The 17,680-nt window shown below is 42.2% G+C and carries 17 protein-coding genes; 1 reads left to right on the top strand and 16 read right to left on the bottom strand.

Annotated elements, in window-relative coordinates; all coding sequences use genetic code 11:
• Positions 1–10 precede the first annotated feature (10 nt).
• From LEP1GSC192_RS04845 to LEP1GSC192_RS04875, 7 genes are read right to left on the bottom strand one after another with little or no spacing between them, the layout of a single operon-like run.
• Entirely contained in the window at positions 11–538 is a 528-nt protein-coding gene (locus tag LEP1GSC192_RS04845) for a hypothetical protein (RefSeq protein ID WP_369750021.1), read from the bottom strand.
• 8 nt (positions 539–546) lie between these two features.
• On the bottom strand, positions 547–1,770 hold the full coding sequence (locus LEP1GSC192_RS04850) for a membrane protein (RefSeq protein WP_020768946.1): 1,224 nt from the start codon (positions 1,768–1,770) through the stop codon (positions 547–549).
• On the bottom strand, positions 1,770–2,366 hold the full coding sequence (locus tag LEP1GSC192_RS04855; protein ID WP_020768776.1) for a cytochrome c: 597 nt from the start codon (positions 2,364–2,366) through the stop codon (positions 1,770–1,772). The genes LEP1GSC192_RS04850 and LEP1GSC192_RS04855 overlap by 1 nt, the downstream gene beginning before the upstream one ends.
• Positions 2,367–2,376: 10 nt before the next feature.
• A complete protein-coding gene (locus tag LEP1GSC192_RS04860; RefSeq protein ID WP_020768865.1) occupies positions 2,377–2,928 on the bottom strand; it encodes a DUF3341 domain-containing protein in 552 nt (183 codons plus the stop codon).
• Positions 2,928–4,295 carry an NrfD/PsrC family molybdoenzyme membrane anchor subunit gene (nrfD, locus tag LEP1GSC192_RS04865; protein ID WP_085988907.1) on the bottom strand — a complete coding sequence of 456 codons (1,368 nt, stop codon included), beginning with the start codon at positions 4,293–4,295 and terminating at the stop codon, positions 2,928–2,930. The genes LEP1GSC192_RS04860 and nrfD overlap by 1 nt, the downstream gene beginning before the upstream one ends.
• Positions 4,296–4,321: 26 nt before the next feature.
• Positions 4,322–7,384 carry a TAT-variant-translocated molybdopterin oxidoreductase gene (locus LEP1GSC192_RS04870; RefSeq protein WP_020768940.1) on the bottom strand — a complete coding sequence of 1,021 codons (3,063 nt, stop codon included), beginning with the start codon at positions 7,382–7,384 and terminating at the stop codon, positions 4,322–4,324.
• A 19-nt stretch (positions 7,385–7,403) separates the two neighbouring features.
• Positions 7,404–7,910: a cytochrome c3 family protein gene (locus tag LEP1GSC192_RS04875; RefSeq protein WP_008594443.1), complete on the bottom strand. Its 507-nt coding sequence runs from the start codon at positions 7,908–7,910 to the stop codon at positions 7,404–7,406.
• 317 nt (positions 7,911–8,227) lie between these two features.
• On the opposite strand from LEP1GSC192_RS04875, the gene LEP1GSC192_RS04880 reads away from it, so the two are divergent.
• The gene (locus tag LEP1GSC192_RS04880; protein ID WP_020768952.1) at positions 8,228–9,073 is read left to right on the top strand and encodes an endonuclease/exonuclease/phosphatase family protein; all 846 of its coding nucleotides are present in this window, start codon (positions 8,228–8,230) and stop codon (positions 9,071–9,073) included.
• A 109-nt stretch (positions 9,074–9,182) separates the two neighbouring features.
• Here LEP1GSC192_RS04880 and LEP1GSC192_RS04885 read toward each other — a convergent pair whose 3' ends face one another.
• The 9 genes from LEP1GSC192_RS04885 to LEP1GSC192_RS04925 all read right to left on the bottom strand — a co-directional run bounded on the left by LEP1GSC192_RS04885 (position 9,183) and on the right by LEP1GSC192_RS04925 (position 17,666).
• Complete coding sequence (locus LEP1GSC192_RS04885; RefSeq protein ID WP_020768849.1) at positions 9,183–9,581, bottom strand: type II toxin-antitoxin system VapC family toxin; 399 nt, start codon at positions 9,579–9,581, stop codon at positions 9,183–9,185.
• Positions 9,578–9,832: a hypothetical protein gene (locus LEP1GSC192_RS04890; RefSeq protein WP_020768970.1), complete on the bottom strand. Its 255-nt coding sequence runs from the start codon at positions 9,830–9,832 to the stop codon at positions 9,578–9,580. The genes LEP1GSC192_RS04885 and LEP1GSC192_RS04890 overlap by 4 nt, the downstream gene beginning before the upstream one ends.
• A gap of 95 nt (positions 9,833–9,927) precedes the next feature.
• Positions 9,928–10,635, bottom strand: coding sequence for an SCO family protein (locus LEP1GSC192_RS04895; protein WP_020768907.1), 708 nt, complete (start codon positions 10,633–10,635; stop codon positions 9,928–9,930).
• Positions 10,613–11,164, bottom strand: coding sequence for a toxin-antitoxin system YwqK family antitoxin (locus LEP1GSC192_RS04900; protein ID WP_020768758.1), 552 nt, complete (start codon positions 11,162–11,164; stop codon positions 10,613–10,615). The genes LEP1GSC192_RS04895 and LEP1GSC192_RS04900 overlap by 23 nt, the downstream gene beginning before the upstream one ends.
• A gap of 12 nt (positions 11,165–11,176) precedes the next feature.
• Positions 11,177–12,055 (bottom strand): YHYH protein, encoded by an 879-nt coding sequence (locus tag LEP1GSC192_RS04905; RefSeq protein WP_020768921.1) that lies wholly within the window; start codon positions 12,053–12,055, stop codon positions 11,177–11,179.
• A gap of 91 nt (positions 12,056–12,146) precedes the next feature.
• Positions 12,147–13,358 (bottom strand): AraC family transcriptional regulator, encoded by a 1,212-nt coding sequence (locus LEP1GSC192_RS04910; RefSeq protein WP_232420962.1) that lies wholly within the window; start codon positions 13,356–13,358, stop codon positions 12,147–12,149.
• The gene (locus tag LEP1GSC192_RS04915; RefSeq protein WP_036089141.1) at positions 13,319–14,221 is read right to left on the bottom strand and encodes a lysophospholipid acyltransferase family protein; all 903 of its coding nucleotides are present in this window, start codon (positions 14,219–14,221) and stop codon (positions 13,319–13,321) included. The genes LEP1GSC192_RS04910 and LEP1GSC192_RS04915 overlap by 40 nt, the downstream gene beginning before the upstream one ends.
• Before the next feature lie 102 nt (positions 14,222–14,323).
• The gene (locus LEP1GSC192_RS04920; protein WP_020768861.1) at positions 14,324–15,757 is read right to left on the bottom strand and encodes a M20/M25/M40 family metallo-hydrolase; all 1,434 of its coding nucleotides are present in this window, start codon (positions 15,755–15,757) and stop codon (positions 14,324–14,326) included.
• A gap of 175 nt (positions 15,758–15,932) precedes the next feature.
• Positions 15,933–17,666: a glycosyltransferase family 39 protein gene (locus tag LEP1GSC192_RS04925; protein WP_020768878.1), complete on the bottom strand. Its 1,734-nt coding sequence runs from the start codon at positions 17,664–17,666 to the stop codon at positions 15,933–15,935.
• Between the last annotated feature and the right edge of the window lie 14 nt (positions 17,667–17,680).

A 17,680-nucleotide genomic window follows, 5' to 3' on the forward strand; every position in this document is an offset into this window, starting at 1 on the left:
CGTTCTTCTTTTACTTTTTCAGCTCAGGCGCCAGATCTGCCAGAGGAACCTTATCTTTCGGAAGGTTTCTGTAGATATCATATTCGAATCCGTCTGCAGATTTTCCTTTTGCATCAGGGCCTGCATTTGGATCGTTTTTATAATTATATCTATCTCTGTCCTCTCTGTCCAAGAAAGGTTTATAATCGGAACGATATCCCCATGTGAAAACGGAATCTTCCGGATTCTGAGAGACTACCAGACAAACCGGATCGACCCAACCCTCGTTTTTTTCGGTCTTGATTCGGACCAATTTTTTTGCGATATAATAATGGTTCCTATAATCGTAAACCTTTACTACTGTTCCGACTGGGAGGAGTTCTATTTGAACGGAACCAGGTTGCTCGTCGGAAAGAATTCCGACTTTCGGATCTAATTTATCTTTTTCTAATGTAGGACAATTGATATTCCCTACGATTTGAGCGGTGTTGGAGCAAGCTCCCAAAAAGAGAGCTGCAATTCCGAGGATCGTAATATTTAATGCTAATTTTTTCATGATCCTTTTCCTTATTGGTGATGGTGTAAGGCGTCTTCCAATCTCGGATCTCCCACCGGGATCAAAGGAGCTTTTTCCAATCTTTTCAAAACTACCAGACCGAATAATCCGATCGTCCCAACCACTGCTCCTAAAGATACCAGATATCCTCCGAAGGAGAAATCCACAAAATTAGCAGGATAAACCAACCAGAAAATTTCTGTAGCTTGAGTGAAAACCACCCAAAGAGCGACTTTCACTAAAAAGTCGATATCTCTTTTGTTCGGACGGTTTAACAGAAGTAAGAAAGGAACCGCAAACTTGATAGCAGGCAATGCCAGAGTCAGATATTCCCATCCGCCCGTCAGTCTTTGCTCATAGAAGAAAGTTTCTTCCGGAATGGAAGCATACCAGATTAACATGAACTGAGAGAAACCGACGTAAGCCCAGAATACGGTGAAACCGAGAAGGAATTTTCCTAAGTCGTGGATATGGTTTTCGTTCACCAGGTTTCCTAAAAATCCCTTCTTCTTCAAATAATACGCCATGATTATGAAAGAAGAAAGTCCTGCCTGATAAGCTCCTGCAAAGCAGTAAACTCCGAACATGGTGGAGAACCAGTGTGGAGTAAGAGACATTACCAACATGATGGAAACTAAAGAGAAAGAAAGAGCGAAGAATATGATATATCCTCCGGCTAACTTTGCATTGAACTGCGTATGTGCTACGTCTTTGTCGCCGTCCTGAGCTACGGATTTCTTATAGAATAAGTATCCAAACCCGGACCAAGCTACCCCTAAAACTACGATCATCACGGAGAAAAATCCGATGTTTAAGAGCGGTTTTTTATGTTTTAGAAGTTTATCAGCTTCTACAGCTTCTGCGTGAGTCCACTCATAAAGATCATGAGCTCCAAAGATCAGGACGAGAAGAAGGACCGCTGCAACAGGAACAAATAGTCCATAGGTTTCGGAAATTCTACGCAGAGTTACCGGCCAATGAGCCCCAGTGATATGTGCCAATGAGGTAAAGAAGATCCCTGCAAGAGTAATTCCCAAAATGAAGAATACACCGACCAGATACGCGGACCAAGCAGGATTGGAATGTCCACCTTCATGACGAAGTTCCGGATGTCCAAGACCGAAGGCCGCAACACCTATACTTGCCAAACCTACTAAGATCATTCCGACCAGAGCGTTTCTGGTTTTGGAATCCAACTTAAAGTTGATTAAGTTTTGTTCTACTTTAACTTCCATTATTTGCCAGCCGTTCTATTGTCGTATTCTTGTAATTTACGAACATATAATATGATTTTCCAACGATCCTCGGGAAGAACTTGAGAAGCGTAACTTTTCATAGCTCCTTTTCCTTCGGTGATGATATGGTAGATCTGTCCGTCGGAATAGGCCTTAGCACTTGCAGATGTCAGCGCTGCCATAGGGCTTCCGTCGGCCTGAGCCATATTCAAACGTGGAGCAGGACCTACAACGGTTCCGTTTCCTTGTCCTCTAACACCGTGACAAGGGCTACAATACGTTTGGTATTTGATCTCCCCTTTTTGAAGAGTAGCCAGATCTCCCTTGATAGGATTCGCAAGTCCTTTATTAGGAAGAGCATCCAGAGATTGTGTCCAACCCGCATACTCATAAGGGTAATATCCCTGTGGAACTGCTCCTACAGGAGGCAAACGTAAGGAAGTATTGTTCGGAAAATTAGAATCCGCTTCCTGAGCCTCTCTTGCTGGAGAATCGGCCATGTCCGGCATATACTCCATAGGAGGAGTCTTAGACTCGCAGTTCCATAGGATCAAACCTGCGAGAGAAAGAGCAAAAATTCTTTGCAGTGAAATCATCAAAATTCTCCTATTTCACCGTCTCGACATGTTTAGAGCCGAGGCCTTTGATAAAGTCGGTCACTGAACCTTCTGAATAATTCGCTGAGTTGGATGGGATCCAAAGTGCAAATTTGTCGGTAGTGATGTCCGGATGTAAAACCTTACGACCGGTTTTTGGAAGTTTAGCCAGGAAGAACAAAGCTGCAGCTGTGGAAATTCCAGCCATGAACACTGTAAACTCGAATGTGATCGGAATATACGCAAACCAAGCGTTGAAACTTTTTCCGGAAATATTGATCGGCCAATCGTATTTATGAGTTAAATACTGCATGGAGAAACCGGTGATACATCCAAAAAGTCCCATGAAGAAGGTCACCCAAGGAAGTCCGGAACGAGGAAGACCCATTGCGTCATCCAGTCCATGCACAGGATACGGAGTAAAACAATCGAAGTTGGTGTAACCCTTCTCCTTTGTTTTTTGAGCCGCGTCTAGGATCTGAGCGGGAGTATCGAATAATCCGAAAACTCCATGTTCTGTTTCTTCGAAAGTATGGAATTGTTCTTTCTTAGGAGTATACATTAATGATGACCTCCATCTTTATGAGGCATTACAGTTTTCACCTCTGCGATCGCGATCACAGGAAGTAATCTACAGAAGAGAAGGAACATAGTGAAGAAGATACCGAAGGTTCCGAGCAACATCATAAAATCGTAAACCGTCGGAATGTATTTATCCCAGCTGGAAGGTAAGAAGTCCGCGTGTAATGTCATTACGATCACGAAACGTTCGAACCACATACCGATGTTTACGATGATAGAAACGATGAACATCACAGGGATACTGTTTCTAAGTTTTTTAGACCAGAACACCTGAGGAGCAAATACGTTACAGCTAAACATGATGAAGTATGCCCATCCGTAAGGTCCGAATGCCCTGTTAACAAAGGTAAATCCTTCGTATTCGTTTCCGGAATACCAAGCCATGAAGAACTCGGTGGAATAAGCAAGACCTACGATCAAACCGGTAACCATAATCACTTTGTTCATGTTTTCCAAGTGTTTCATGGTGATATAATCTTTCAGCTGGAAGACTTCCCTTGCGATTACCATCAGGGTAACCACCATCGCGAATCCGGAGAAAATCGCACCGGCAACGAAGTAAGGAGGGAAGATTGTAGTGTGCCATCCCGGAACGATGGAAACCGCGAAGTCGAAGGATACGATCGTGTGCACCGAAAGAACCAGAGGTGTGGACAAAGCGGCGAGGATCATCGCAACAGTCTCTAAGTGAGACCATGCTTTGTTGGACCCGACCCATCCGAAGGAAAGAATATCATATACTTTTCTGCGAATAGGAGTTGTCGCTCTATCTCTTACAGCAGCGATATCCGGGATCAAACCGATATACCAGAAAACAAGAGAGATACTCAAATAAGTGGAAACTGCAAAAGTATCCCAGATCAGCGGAGATCTGAAGTTCACCCAAAGAGGTCCTCTTTCATTCGGATAAGGGAATAACCAGAATCCCATCCAAGGACGTCCGATGTGGATGATCAAAGTGGATGCAGCAGTTAATACCGCAAAGATGGTCATCGCTTCTGCTGCACGGTTAATACCGGTTCTCCACTCTTGGCGGAACAGATAAAGAACCGCAGAGATCAGAGTTCCTGCGTGACCGATACCGATCCAGAATACGAAGTTAACGATAAAAAATCCCCAACCCACAGGATTGTTAATCCCTAGGATATAAAGACCTTCGTATACCAAGTATCCGATGATACCTAAATCGATTACGGTAATGGTAAGAGCCAGAATGAAAGCCTTCCACCACAAGGAAGTGGGGAAAGCTTCTACCGGCTTGAGGATATCCTCTGTGACATCACGGACGGATTTCCCGCCGGTGACTAAAGGTTGGATATCCAGGGCTTCTTTGATTGCGTTAGGTATAGACATAGCGCTTTAATTACTCCGGATTAAGCTCTTACCCTGGTCAGATAAGCGACCTGGGGACCGACATTTAAATACTCAAGAACTCGGAAAGATCTAGGATCCGCACTAAGTTTGGAAACCTTAGAAGTTTTATCGTTGGTATTACCAAAGCTGATCGCATCCGCAGCACAGCTTTGTTCGCATGCACAACGAACTTCTCCGTCTTTAAGAGTTCTTCCTTCGTTCTTGGCTTGGATTTTCGCCTCTGCGATCTTATGAGCGCAGAAGTTACATTTTTCCATAACCCCTCTACCACGAACCGTAACTTCAGGATTGAGTCCGAGATATCTCGGAGTTCTGGATCCTTTTTCGGCTCCGGTTTCGTTATACCAGTGTTGAGCCCAGTTATAACGACGAACTTTGTAAGGACAGTTGTTAGAGCAGTAACGAGTTCCAACGCAACGGTTATAAACCATATCGTTGATCCCTTCCGAACTATGAACGGTAGCCGCAACAGGACAAACAGTCTCACAAGGAGCGTTATCGCACTGTTGGCACATCATAGGCTGGTGAGCAATCTGTAGATCTTCCGGTTTTTCAGGATCACCGATATAGTAACGGTCGATACGAAGCCAATGCATCTCGCGACCCACTCTAACTTCGTCTCTTCCTACTACCGGAATATTGTTCTCTACTTGGCACGCGATGACGCAAGAGCCGCAACCGGTGCAAGCAGTCAGGTCGATTGCCATACCCCATTTATAACCAGGGTATTCATGAACCGGGTTTGCTCCGGTTGCGTAGACCATCTTACCGTCTTTTTTGATTTTAGGAATTTCGGATTCTTTCACTCCGGAAGCTGGATTTTTCTTCCATTCTTCCAAAGAAGTAGATTGGACTAAAGGACGATCCTCGTATCCGAAACCTGGAGATAATACGTGGTGGTGTTGGGTGCAAGCAAGCTTATAGGTTTTACCAGTCTTCTCGAGAGAAGTTACGGAAATTCCGGAGAACACTCCGTCTTCTGCCAGAACGTATGCGTTCTTACCTACTTCGTTTCCTACTTTACCGGCTGCAGTTCTACCGTAACCGACCGCGATCCCGATCGAGTCCTTATGCATTCCAGGTTGAACCTGAGCAGGAAGTTCGATAGAACCCTTCGCAGTTTTAACGGAAATCACATCGTTGGATTGGATCCCTTTCTCTTTCGCCAATGAAGGAGAAATCACTACGTAGTTGTCCCAAGTAACCTTAGTAACAGGATCAGGAAGCTCTTGTAGTAAAGAGTTATTAGCCGCTCTACCGTCTCCTATGGAGCTTGTCTCGTAAAGAGCCAGACGGATTCCGGCAGGATAAGAAGCAGGCTTTTTCAGAGCGCCTTTATTGAAGCCACGAGTAGCACTTGCTGTTTTTCTGCGGTCCTTAGCTCTTACTGTAGTTCCAACTCTAAGTAGATCTTCCCATTTTAGTTTGGAGCCGAGTTTTTTAGTCCAAGAGTTCTTTACGTATTCGTAAAATGATTTTTCTCCACCGAGAGATCCGCCTGCGAAAGCGATCAAACTGTCCTCGAAAGAACGAGTGTTGAATAAAGGACGGATCGCAGGTTGTTGGATGGAGAAAATTCCCTTAGTTCCTTCCGAATCTCCCCAAGACTCTAAGAAATGAGTCGTAGAAGCCAGATAGTTGGAGGCAAGTGCTGTCTCATCCGCTCTGTCGGCAAGACTTACGGTCAAAGCCGCTCTGTGAAGAAGGTCCTTCCAAGAATCTCCCGCTTGGTAAACCAAGTTGGTATCGTAGAGGAATAAAACTCCTACTTTTGTTTGTTTTAATGCTTCCGTAAGTTTGTTTAGGTTACCGGAATAATCCGCCAAACCTTCTTTTTTAGGAGAAGCGTAATCAACAGTCTTACCGTCGTTGTCTAAAGTAGAGTTTAAGAAGTTCACAAGGATCTGAAGATCCACAGCTTCTTTGGTAGAAGCAGAAAGACCACCCGCAACTACGAGAGACTTGCCTTTATTCGTCCAAAGTGCTTTTGCGGTTTTACGTATTCCCTCTGCAGTAACTCCGAGTTCTCCTGCGAGACTTTCTACAGTAGAAGTTCCGGTAACATCCTTAGTGTTTGCTCCTAATTCTCCGAGCCCGGCAGCGATGGCAAGAGCCAGTTTCGTCTGGTCACCAGGGCGGATTGGAAGTCTTAGATCCGCGTTGGATCCGGACATCGTAGGAATCGATTCGGCAGCGATGAAGTAGTTAACGTCTTTGGCTCCATCTCTTAAGTTTCTGCGTTTTGCAAAATCTTTTTGGTGTTCTTCCGGAGACAACCATCCACCCATAAAATCGCAATCGATGGACAGGATCGTGTTTGCCAATTCGAAGTTATAGTTAGGAACAAGAGCTTTTCCATAGGAAGCCGCTTGCGCCTTGGAGATTGCATCTTCTGGAGAAGTGATAGAGATCTCTAAATGTTGTCCTCCGCCTACCGCTTTTAAGAAGTCGGCGATGATCGCTTTGGTAGAAGGAGAATCAAGAGGTCTGGTTACGATTACGGTATTCCCTTTATTCTTAGAAAGAGCTTCCTGGACTTTGGAATCCAAAGAGCTCCATTGGATATTCTCCACTTTTCCGCCGGAAATTGCCGCAGGACCTTGCGCTCTATCCGGATCATAAAGATCGAAGATAGCAGCTTGGCCGGAAGCGCCAAGAGCACCTTGAGAAACAGGGTGATCTTCGTTCCCTTCTAATTTTAGAGGACGTCCGTCTTTAGATCTTACCAGGTAACCGGTTCCGTTGAATACGGTAGCGTAGTAATACGCTTGTCCGTGTTTTACGAAATCGAAAGTACCTTCGTCGGTTTTTAGATCCACATAAGGAACGATTTTTTCGACAGGCTTGCGTACACAATTTAAGGAAGTCATTGCGACTCCCGCACCCATCAATTTGAGGAAGGTCTTACGATCGAACTCCCCGGATTTAATCCTTGCGATGACTGGATCCGGAGAAGTGAAAAATTCAGAGCGCGCTAGGTCCTTCGTTTCTTTTTCGTTATCTTTCAGTTCGAGGGAGAGCCAGTGAGCTTTCTTTTCTTTCTGGAAATTCTTTTTATCCATCTGTTATGCTATCTCCTGATTATCTGTGACAGGTGGAACAGTCGGTGGGAGCGTTGTTCTCCCGGTGGCAGTTGATACAGTATCCCATATTCAGGGATGCTACCTGCTTGACCTTGACCATTTCAGCTACATTGCCGTGGCATTGAGAACAATCCACGCCTCTTGAGATATGGCGAGAGTGATTGAACTGAACATGATCCGGAAGGTCATGGATTTTCACCCACTCGATCGGTTTCTTGTTCGAGTAACTTTCGCTCAAAAATTTAATATCTGGGCTGTTCTTTGCAACAAGCGAGTGACAGTTCATACAAGTTGAAGTATTCGGAACCGTTGCGTGAGCGCTTGTTTCTACACCAGTGTGACAATAACGACAGTCTATCTTATTATCACCTGCGTGAATCTTGTGGTTAAAAGGTATAGGCTGATCCGGAGAGTAGCCTACATATTTGGAGGGAGAAAAAATCAGGTAAGCCACTGCTGCAATAGCAATAAGCGGAACCGAAAGTTTCAAAGCTTTCTTATTCATTCGTGAGAAGTCCCGTGGGTTCCAAAATAAGGTTTGGGAACAAGGATTTTGGCTTCGGTTAAAATTGCAAGTAAACGCCTAAAAACACGATTGGTTTGGCGATTTCTTGCATTTTTCTTTGAGACTTAGTATCAATTAAATGGATACAATTTGTACTTAATATGGTCTTTTTTTAGAAGTTAAAAGATCTCGGATACAAAACCTAAGTTTATGATAGATATGATCAGAACGATCGTTCTTTACATTCCGAAAATTCCTGGATTTACCTTTTATACTTCGCTAAAATACGAATTCAAAAATCAAATTTGGAAAGTATGATGCACTGCCCACTGATACGATTTCTGGGAATTCCCTTCGCTTTCCTAATAACAATTTCCATTATCGCGAAAGGTCCCATAAAAAAACTCAAAGTAACTACCTTTAATTCGTATTTTTTATATGATGAGGTGGGAGATTTTCATCAATTCCCAAAAGATAGAAAACATAGAACGGAAGAGGATTTTGCTAAGATCAAAAAGATATTACTTTCAAACCGTCCGGATATAATCGGATTCCAAGAAATAGAAAACGAAACAGCGCTTCATCATATTATAATAAATGAATATGAATGCAGGGCCACGGTGACCCCTGGTTATTCCCAAGAGTTGGGACTTTGTTGGAAGAAGGAATTAGGCAAACCGGTCATCAAAGAATTGGAACAACTTTCTTTTCGCCCGGGACTCAGAAAGGGACTTCTTGCGGAGTTTAATATCGATGGCAAAAAGGTTTTTTTCTTGGTGGTCCATTTAAAAGCAGGTCGTTCTGCCAAAGATAAAAAGGAAAGAAAGGAACAGATACTTGCACTAAAGGAAATCCTTCCGTCTCTCGGCAAATTCGTTCTATTAGGGGATTTTAATGAGGTTCTGGAAAAAAAAGCGGATCTTTGGAAAATTCTACGAGGGAACTTGAAAATAAAATCCGCGAACTATAAACAAAAATCGGATTGTTGGCAACATCAAGACGGCTTTATCGATTACCTGATCACGAATATGGACTGGCAGCCAGGAAGTTTTGTTCAAACAAAGTTTGAATCCGACGATGGAAATTTTGACGGAAATCCAAGCGCAGAAAAAGGCCTTTCGGATCATTGTCCGGTAAGTGCGGATCTGTTGCTGGAGAGATGAGTTAGACTAACAAACAGTGAGGCCGGAAATTAAAAAGATATCCAACATCCTATACTAAAGAGAAATACAGGATGTCAGATCGGAGTTGCGTATGACGTCACCTTTACTTTTACCAAAACAATCTTAGACCCAGAGGGTTATATTCCTTTAAATACCTATCTTTCGTAATGAACACAAAATCAAAACTTACTGCCTGCCAGATTAGAAAACGATCGAATGGATCCGTATGTTTCCCAGTCGGCAATTTAAAATAATTCGCAAATATCTCCGGAGAATCTCCTATAAACTCAAATCCAACTTCTCGAATCTTTTTAGGCAATTGTTCAGGAGTTATTCCCTGCAACTCTAATTTTTTCAGAGAAAATTTCAGAGAAATTTCCCACAAAGAAATACTACTAATGAAGATCCGATTTCTTTGGTTTAGAATTTCCGATTCTACTTTATAGGATAGATTCTCCGGCTGAAACAAAACCCATAAGATCGCATGCGTATCTAATAGATAGTTCACAGATTCAGAAATTCCTCCTCTGTCATTTTGAAATCATCGGAGATCTTAAAGGAGGCTTTTCCTTTTAAGATCCCGAGTATTCTTTTTTTAGGTTCTCCGACTTTGTTAGACGGAATTCGGCTTTTAACAGTAGGTTCTTCTTGTTCTAATCCTACTAATGGGAATCGATATTTGTGTCCTGTTGCTGTCTTTTTCATGACCCAAGGATGTTTACATTTTTTTAATGCGTCAACCAGTTTGTCCCAATCCAATCCCAATCTCGCGGAATATTGGTTCCAAGTTCATGTTACTTCCAATTTTGGGAGCTAACATGAACTCAGGAGAATATCTTATGTTTAAAGCGGGATCAAAGTTCTCGTTTCAAAACTTCTATGTCCGAATTCAACTCCTGGATAGAAGATCTCATTTTACCATTATAGATCCCGCGTAATCTAAGCTGAGTATCTAAAAGATATACATGGTCCGAGTGTAGAAAATCCCTTTCCGTGAGTTTCTTTTTAGCGTCCTCTTTTGGGATCGCTGTATCCGCATTGAAGGAATCTCTCGCTAATGCATAAATTTCCTTTTGGTTCCCTGTCAGGAGTTTCCATTTTTCATATCGGATCTTTCGTTTGGATCCGTATTCTTTTAAAACCTGAGGAGAATCCAAAGCAGGAGTAGCGGAGAAGGACAATATTTGGATATTAGGATCTGTTTCGAATTCCTTCTGCACCAAACTCAAATTGTTTGTGATCGTTGGACAGATCCCTGCACATTTCGTAAAAAAGAAGGAGACAACGGTAATTTTTCCCTTACAGGAGCCTTCTGATACATTTTGATTCTCCTGGTCTTTCATTATAAATTTGGAAATTTCTCTAGGCTTATTGGTACCTTTGTTTTCCCAAACAGGCTGCAAATCCTTTCCATAATACAAAGGAAGTTTGTCCTTTTGTGGTAAAGAGAAGTCAGTGATCTCTTCGGAATATTCTTCTTTCGGATCTTTTGCACAACCTGCAAAAAGAGAGAACAAAACCAAACTGCAGAATAAAATTTTAGAATAGGATCGTATTCCCATCTTCATCTCCTCGGATCTGGCTGCATAATTTTCCGCCCGTCATTCCATACGCGCGTCCTTGGTAGATCACAAAATTCATATAGATCTGTCCGTTCTCTCTCCACATCTTCTTCCCGATCACCTTTCCATGATCGAATTTTGCATAAGAATACAACGATCCTGAGTTTCTCCATTCCCATTGGGAACCGTGGAACTGCCCTTCTAGGTATTCATTCTGAAAACGTTTTTTACCGTCGGGAAACCAACCTAGATGAGTTCCTACCTTCTTTCCTTCGGAAAACTCTCTTTCCGCCAAAATTTGACCGTTGAAGTGTACATCCTTTTCGTTCCTGTCAGGCAAACCGTTTTTGTAAGAGGTCACACGGACAACTTCCAGTTCATCCAATTTGGATTCTAAGAGTCCGGTGAATTTATCACCCCTAAAGGAAACATATCTTCCATTTCGAGTGATAGAAGGATCCGTGCTTGCAACCCGGACCGGATCGCAAGCAACTAGAAGAAAACAGATCGCAAATATATAGAAATTCAATCTGACCTCAACTTAGTCTACGGAGCCCGGAGTTCCCTTGAAGTAACTTCCTATAATATATCCGTTATAACCTGTTTGGTTCTCTACATGGTAGCAGTAAGTCCCGTCCGGAAATTCCGTAGGTGTGCAGGAAGTTGTATGAGTTGTTGAATCCAATGTTGGATAAGTTCCCGACTGGTTCCTCTTTCCATAGATCGGAAATCCGTCCAACATAAGCCCTACCATATTATCATCATCAGTCGTAATCTTATACGGTTCCGTATGATAATGGTATTTCCCGGTATTCTGAGGATGTCCTTGAGACTGGTCCATCGTGTAATATTCCGTGGCAAAAGAATCTCCGGGTGCCGCTTGATTATTAAAGATCACGATTCCCAATGTTGAAATTCCGACCGAATCCGATCCGGCATTGGACTGAGAACAATCGGTTACTGTAGGAGTTGTCGGAATCGTCATAGTAATGTTCTGGGTGAGAATAGTATTCGGATTAGTAGTGAATCCGGAATCCATAGACTCATTATAACCGGAGGCAACACTATAATATGCGCTTTTGTGAGGAGGCCTATCAGTAGTAGTGATCACATAGTTGGAACCTTCTACCGTCACAGTCACACAATGAAAATTGGTTTTCATCCAACAAGGAGCCTCTGCAGCGATACTAGTCACACAGGTAGGCCCCCCGAAACCCAGATCATCCGTTGCATTGTTCACTGCCGCTGGACAGGAAGAATTGTCCGTCAAAGTTGTAGGCATTGTAGTGGTGGTTGTAGGTGTACATTGAGAAGCGGCCAATAAAACCGCAGCGGAAGAAAGGTCGCTTCCCCCAGAGCTATCGCAATTCCACATAAAGACCGCAACAGCAATCAATAGAATAGATCGTAAACGAAGCATAACTACTCCAAACTAATTAGATAGGTATAATCTACGAAATCTTTCGGAGGAATTCGACCGTGCCAATCGGCTCGAACCATATTTTTAGGATTTAGGCATGGGCTGCTTTGGAAATTTCTTCCAGATACTGGGTTGGGGTCTTTCCAGTGACCTTTTTAAAGGAGGTATTAAACGTGGACTTGGAATTGAATCCATACTCAAGGGCTAATCTCAAAAAATTAGGACGTTCTTCTGAAATATTTTCCAAAGCAGAGATGATATCTTTGATCCTATATTCATTAACAAAATTGTAGAAATTTGTTTCCAATCTTTCGTTTAAGATCTGAGTGATATAAAATCTGGGAACTTCTGCGTTTTCGGATAGTAGATCTATGGAAAATTCCGAATCTTTATACGGTTTTTCGGACTCCATATAATTACGGATCCTAGAAAGATACTCCGGGATCTTATCTTCTCTTAAGCCCGATTTTTCGTATTTTTTGCGTTCTTCCTCTACGCTTACAACCTCTTCTTCCTTTGAAATTTTTTCCCGAAACGTGTGCAACTCCCTATGAGTATAAACCACAGTTTGTCGAACCCCGAACCAACAAAAAAATACGGAAAACGCCAAAACGGCCACTCCTCGGATCAACCTAGGTTCGTAGTTTTCAGGAGGAAGATCCGTGAACAGCAGACCTTCTAACAAAATATGGACGACTGTGGAAATTACGAATAGTACCAGACTCCAATACATCCATCGTAAATCCTTAATGCTATCTATATTGGAAAAATGATTTACTATATTCTTCCTATGTCTGTTCAAAAGTAGGAATGTCCAGACCGAATATACCAGCATAGAAGTGACCAATAATCCTCCGCTCGGATGAAATCCCTTGCTCGGTCTGTGCCATTCATGAGGATAAAATCCTTCTTCCGGAGGTTGAAAGAAAAACAATCTTACCAAAAGTACACTTTGTAAAATCACAAAAGGAACAAAATGAAGAAGGTCCGTTCTTTTAAAACTTTCATTTCCCGTCGTTAGATTTCGTATATAAAGCAATAATAATGGACCATAAGTATAAGGAAATAAGATCGCAAAATCTAAAAACTCAGGCCCCCATTCGAATCGATGGACAAACAAATGTCCTAAATGAGGTGCCGCAAGAAAGATCGTGAATACGGAATAAATTGAATCGAAAGGATACCTTGGGCGTTTGGTAAAGATCAGAAATGCGGAAAAAACGCAGATCGTAAAAGAAATGATCGGTATCGCAGGGACCATACTTACGTTTGACCCGGAAAATCTCCCGGTTTCGTTCTCCATCTTCTGTGTACCCAAAAATATTGTTCAGGATACAGCTTCACTTCTTCCTCCAATGCTTTTGTCCAAACTTCGGTGTAATGACGGATCGCTGCTTCTCGATCGGAGAATGCGGACTTATCTACAAAGCCAAGATCTTTCACTCGCACCATCACTTTTCCTTTTTCTCCGCATAAAACCGAATAGAGTAACATTTTTGCGCCGGTCAAATAAGCCATCAAAGCCGGACCTTGATACGTGGATGCTTTACGATTGAAGAAGTCCACAAAGATCCCGACCTTACCTGCGTTCTGGTCGGAACCGAATCCCACCCAGTAACCTTGTTTTAACATTTTAGTTACTTGGCTGGATTCTTCCGTGGAAACTAATTTGATCCCATTCTTAGTTCTTAATTTATGAATGAGTCGATCCACATAAGGGTTACGGACTTTTTTATAGATCCCGCCTCCTTTCATTCGGATCCCCATGAACTGCACAAGGATTTCCCAGGTCCCGAAATGTCCTGAGATCAGAACGACTCCCACTCCTTCTTGGATCGTTTTCTGCTCTATAACCAAAGATTCTTCGTCATAAACAAGATACTTATCCATCCATTTGCGGTTTAAACGAGGAGCGAATAAAGTACCTGCAAGAAGGTCCCCTATATGAAGAAAACTTTTCCATACCAATTCCTTCTTCTTTTCTTCCGAATATTCCGGGAAAGCATACGAAATATTTTCGTAAGCGATCTTACGATGTTTTTTAGCGAGGGGATAAAGTAGACATACCAAAAATCTTCCGTAAAGTAAGCAGGTTCTATAAGGTAGAATTCTGAACGGAAGGTAAAATAAATATAAAAAGATATAGGGAATAATATAACGAACCAATGTGGATCCAATTCTCGCTTTTCGAACATAAGGATTCGGTCCAGCTTCTTTGACAAGCACTTTGGTCACGCAGAGGCTCTGAGAGCGCAGAGAAAAATCGTTTTAGTTCATTTGATACAATATCTCGAAGAGGATCTGTGTTCCCAATTTCAGATTTTCCAAACTGATACTTTCATTCTTACCATGAAGCATACTGAGTTCCTTTTCGTTTAGAAGGACCGGGATCAATCCATAACATTCCATACCTATCTGGCGAAAGTACGCATTGTCCGTTTTACCTGGAGAAATAAACGGAGTCGCCACACTTCCCGGAATTTTACGAGTCGCAACGGAAGCAAGTCTCTGGAATAAGATCGAATCTAGTGTGGATATATCAGAAGATACAGTGGCTGCAGGCTCCACTTCCACTTCGTATTTTGCAGCTATCTTTCGGATCTCTTTCAAATATTCCAAAGGATCAAATCCGGGAAGAAGTCTCACATCTAATTTCGCTTCCGCCAAGGAAGAAAGAACATTATGGCCTTTACCTTCTTCCGTCCGTAGACCGGAAACAGCTTTAGTATTTCGAGTGATCGCACTCAGTTGTTTACTTGCACGGATCGGTCCGTATAATAATCCTCTCAAGACTGGAATATTTGAATTTTTTAAGATAAACGATTTAGGAAAAGAGCTGATCGTTCCTAGTTGATAAAAAAATCCTTGGGTTTCCTTAGAGATACGGATCTCCGTATCATATTCCAAAACTTCCGTTAAAAATTTCAGAAGCCTTAGATTAGAATAATTTTGGCTGGGAGTGCTACCATGTCCTTGCTCCCCTTTTGCTCTAACGTTCAACCAAAGATTTCCTTTTTCCGCATATTGGATATTGAAGATAGTACTTCCAGGGATAGCCACATCCTTGGTGCCGAAACTTCCTTCGTTCAACATATATCCGTAATCTTTGAATAATTCAGGATGAGATTTTAATAAAAATCTGGCACCTCTTTCGCTTCCGGATTCTTCGTCCGCCATACTTAAGAACATTATTTTTCTTTTAAGTGGAACAGCGGATCTTTTGAGTTCCAAAAAGGAAACGATCTGCATTGCGATGAGACCCTTACAATCTAAGGCCCCTCGTCCATGGATCCGACCTTCTTTGATTGCGCCTGCAAAAGGATCTTCTGTCCATTCTTTCGGATCCGCTTCTACCACATCCAAATGATTTCCTAAAATTAAACCTTTTTCGGAACTGGGAATGTTTGGTTCTAGCTCAGCGATCAGATTCACTCTATCCGGAAATCCAGGCTCGGAGATAAACTTGGTCTTGATGCCTTCTTTTTCGAAAATGGATCTTATATATTCTGCAACTTGTTTTTCGTTCCCTCGAACCGATTTGATCCGGATCAGGTCGGTCAAGATCTTAACAGCTTCTGCTTCTCTCTTATCCCAGGACAGGATATGATTTTCTTCCTTAAGGGGAGTGTTTTTAATGGGAGAAGTTACACATTGAAATAGAAGGAAGAACGCGCAGAGGAACAAGGAACGGGAAAAATCCATTTATCATTTCTAAAAGAAGAATGATCAAAAGTCGAGAATTACTTATGGGGGAAAAGTAGCCCCAGGAGGACCCTGGGACCAAAACCAAACCAGGCTCATAACAAAGCCTACTTAAGAATTCGGTGAGTTCGTAAAATTTCCCTTATACTTTTTTCCAAAAATTAGAAAAAAAGAATTATTTCGAATTCGTAGTCGGGGTCTCTTTTCCGGACTTAAATCGGACCTTTCCTAAGTATACCTTGGTAGTCAGAGAATCTCGTTTCGATTTTAAGAAAAAACCGAACTCTGGAGTGGCCACTTTATAACTCTCATATTCCGCAAAAATATCCAAATCCACTCTGTTCGAAGTGAATTCGTCAAAATGAGGTAGATACTTTTCGGAGATGAGTATCATTCTTTCCCCGTCCTTTTGCAGAGCTTCGAAAAGAACTTCCGGATCGAATAAGGTCCTGGTCAGACGTTTTGCATAGAATGCATAAGATCTCTTGGAGGCGGGAACGCCGAACATCAAAAACTTTTCTTTTCCAGGCTCCGCCTCTTGGATAATCTCTCCCACTTCTTTGGAAGGTTGGTAAGAAACAAGCAAAGGATACGCATACAAACTTACCAAAGTAAAGAAGAAGGAGACGGATACCACCAAAGTCCCAAGCGCCGCTTCCGTTTTAAAATACAGCAGAACGATCGCCGCAATTCCCAGATAAACAGCCACCCAAACATAATAGGAGATCGGAACATCTAAAACCAAGATCGGAAATAAAACTCCGGCAAATACGAATCCTAAACTAGTCAGATACACTAAAATTTTCCCTACAAGGGAAAGAGATCCTTCCGGGCTTTCGATCAGCTTAAGTAAAAATCCGGAACCTACAACCGCTCCCGCAGGAAGACACCAATAAATATATTGAGGGAGTTGGTATTTGGAAAAACTGATCAAAAATAAAAATAGGAAGAGCCAGAAGGCGGGAACAAAATCCTTTTCCTTCCATTCATTTTTTCGAATATTCGAAAATACATTTTTGCCCTTCTCCTTTATGAATCCGACCAAATTCGAACCGATCCAAGCTATAAACGGCAATATGAATATTCCGAACGCCCAAGAGAAATTGGAATAGAAGAATAGAGGATTGAATTTTTGATCGTACATCTTCACATAAAAACGTCCGAAAGATTGCACCCAAAGAAAGAAATACGGTCCGTAGGTATTAAATTCCAAATATAAAGGAATCGACCAAAGGAACGGGGGAAGTAAGGCCAAAAAACCTCCCGGGAAAATTTTCATTCCGAGAAGTCTTTTCCAGTCTCTTCTAAAAAGGATATCCCCGCCGATCCCGATCCCTGGGATCACGACTGCGATCGGCCCCTTTGTGATAAAGCCGAGTCCCATAGCGAGATACATTGCATAATAGTAAGCCGGATTCTTTTTCGTTCCTAAATAATAAAATGCGAATACTAAGATGATATATGGAGTCACATACACGTCTATCTTAGGATCCACCACCATTGCATACAATCCCGGAGACAATGCGTATAAAAATACGGAGATCCAGGCACGTTTTATATTTCCTGAATATAGTTTGGTGATCGTAAAAACTCCCCAAAGGGAGATTAGGGTCATAAGGATTGCAGGCAAACGAAAAGCGTAATTATTCTGATCAAAAAGAGTGAAAGAAGCGCTGATCTTCCAGAAAGTCAGGATCGGCTTATCCAAATACCTTCTACCATTGTCGCGGATAAAAAACCAATTTCCGCTATCTGTCATTTCCCTAGCGATCTCCGCATATTGGGAGGAATCGATATCGATCACATCCAAAGGAAATGTCAAAAATAAGGGCAGAACAGCCACTGCCAAAAGAAACCACACTGAATATTTCACAATCGGAACGTTTTTCCCATCCTGAACGAAATTCATATTTTTATAATACT

Source organism: Leptospira sp. B5-022 (assembly GCF_000347035.1).
Taxonomy (GTDB): Bacteria; Spirochaetota; Leptospiria; order Leptospirales; family Leptospiraceae; genus Leptospira_B; species Leptospira_B cinconiae.

Bases quoted from the DNA above. Each gene is read 5' to 3' on its own strand.
- LEP1GSC192_RS04860 (WP_020768865.1), bottom strand. From the start codon at position 2,928: ATGTATACTCCTAAGAAAGAACAATTCCATACTTTCGAAGAAACAGAA.
- LEP1GSC192_RS04910 (WP_232420962.1), bottom strand. From the start codon at position 13,358: ATGGAGAACGAAACCGGGAGATTTTCCGGGTCAAACGTAAGTATGGTC.
- LEP1GSC192_RS04920 (WP_020768861.1), bottom strand. From the start codon at position 15,757: ATGGATTTTTCCCGTTCCTTGTTCCTCTGCGCGTTCTTCCTTCTATTT.
- LEP1GSC192_RS04855 (WP_020768776.1), bottom strand. From the start codon at position 2,366: ATGATTTCACTGCAAAGAATTTTTGCTCTTTCTCTCGCAGGTTTGATC.
- LEP1GSC192_RS04925 (WP_020768878.1), bottom strand. From the start codon at position 17,666: ATGAATTTCGTTCAGGATGGGAAAAACGTTCCGATTGTGAAATATTCA.
- LEP1GSC192_RS04870 (WP_020768940.1), bottom strand. From the start codon at position 7,384: ATGGATAAAAAGAATTTCCAGAAAGAAAAGAAAGCTCACTGGCTCTCC.
- LEP1GSC192_RS04875 (WP_008594443.1), bottom strand. From the start codon at position 7,910: ATGAATAAGAAAGCTTTGAAACTTTCGGTTCCGCTTATTGCTATTGCA.
- LEP1GSC192_RS04850 (WP_020768946.1), bottom strand. From the start codon at position 1,770: ATGGAAGTTAAAGTAGAACAAAACTTAATCAACTTTAAGTTGGATTCC.
- LEP1GSC192_RS04880 (WP_020768952.1), top strand. From the start codon at position 8,228: ATGCACTGCCCACTGATACGATTTCTGGGAATTCCCTTCGCTTTCCTA.
- LEP1GSC192_RS04905 (WP_020768921.1), bottom strand. From the start codon at position 12,055: ATGCTTCGTTTACGATCTATTCTATTGATTGCTGTTGCGGTCTTTATG.
- LEP1GSC192_RS04895 (WP_020768907.1), bottom strand. From the start codon at position 10,635: ATGGGAATACGATCCTATTCTAAAATTTTATTCTGCAGTTTGGTTTTG.